The 1,373-nt window shown below is 66.1% G+C and carries 2 protein-coding genes; both read right to left on the reverse strand.

Annotation, left to right across the window (positions count from 1 at the left end; translation table 11 throughout):
* On the reverse strand, positions 1-319 hold a 319-nt coding region (locus tag K288_RS0143415), incomplete at its 3' end, for an ATP-binding protein (protein WP_027584870.1).
* A partial coding sequence (locus K288_RS49200; RefSeq protein WP_051335076.1) for an IS21 family transposase occupies positions 316-1,373 on the reverse strand: 1,058 nt, incomplete at its 5' end. The genes K288_RS49200 and K288_RS0143415, both read right to left, overlap by 4 nt.

Consider the following 1,373-nt stretch of genomic DNA (forward strand, 5'->3'; position numbering starts at 1 on the left):
CGGCCTTCAACCAGGCATCGCCGGCGGCGAGCGCCATCACCTGTGCCTTTGACAGCATCGGCACGCTTTCGAAGTCGAAGGTGGCGAGCGTCTTGCCGGCGGGCAAACGCGCTTCCGCCATGTGTCGCTCGATGCGTCGGCGGGTACGATCGGCTGCCTCGTGCTCGGCAAGAGCGGCGAGGAAGCGGGCGGCAGCCCAGCCTTCCTTGTCCGATTGAGCGGCGAGCTTCGGCCAGATCGCCTTGACGCCCGGCAGTCGCAGTTCATTGAGGAGCAGCTCGACGCGGGCAGCATCGACGGAGGTCGCGATGTTGGTCATGCCGCTTCTCCCGGGTTCGAGCGGACCGACACGATGCTGACGGAGGCCAGCTCATCGTAGACAGCGAGCGGCGCCAGTTTGACGGCGACACTCGGGATCGAGCTCGCCTCGGGCCGGAAGCGATCGCGCAATGGCGCAAGATCGGGTAGCCGTCCGGCATCGAGATCGATCGCGATCGCCTTGGCGAGCTCGGCTTCGCAAGCTCGCTCGTGGGCCAGCGCCAGAAGTTCGACCGTCACCTTGCAGGCGCGCCGGTCATCACCATGCTCCCGCAAGGTCTCGAACAGACGTTTGTAAGCTGCGCGCGGGAAGAGCTGGTCGCGATAGACGAGGTTGAGGAGCGCCATCGGCTTGCGCCGCAGGGCATGGATGACGTGCCGGTAATCGACGACATGACCGCCCTGGCTCTCCGACACAGACCGACCGCGCCGCAGCGTCACGACCGGCGTGACGCCGAGGAAGCATTCGAGCCGGTCGTCGAAGATGCGCACACGCAGGCGATGGCCAACCAGCCTTGAAGGAACGGTGTAGAACACGCGCCGCAGGATGAAGCCGCCTGACGACGTCACCGGGATCACCTTCTCCTCGAAGTCGGTCGTGCGGCCTTTCGGCAGCGGCGCCAGTGCCTCCTTCTCGAGCGCGATCCGCTTGGCGAGGTTGGCGTTGCGCCGGCCGACAATCTCATCGACAAAAGCCCGCCAGGCATCGAGACTGGCGAAGTCACGTGTGCCCCGCAGCAACAGCGCATCCTCCAGCGCTCGCTTGAGATGACCGTGCGCACTCTCGATCGAACCGTTCTCGTGGGCGATGCCCGCATTGTTGCGCGTTGGCGCCATACCATAGTGGCCCATCAGCGCGGCGTAGCGCTGTGTCAGATCCTCCCGCGCGTCGGTCGCCAGATTGCGGAACGCTGCCGACAGGCTGTCGCTGCGATGTTCGCGCGGCACGCCGCCGAGCACCCACAGCGCGTTCTGCAAGCCCTCGGCCAGGGCGACGAAGCTTTCGCCGCCGAGCACGACATGGGCATGCTCGAAGCCAGAGAACGCCAGCCGGA

The sequence above is a fragment of the Bradyrhizobium sp. Ai1a-2 genome, from assembly GCF_000426245.1.
Lineage (GTDB): Bacteria > Pseudomonadota > Alphaproteobacteria > Rhizobiales > Xanthobacteraceae > Bradyrhizobium.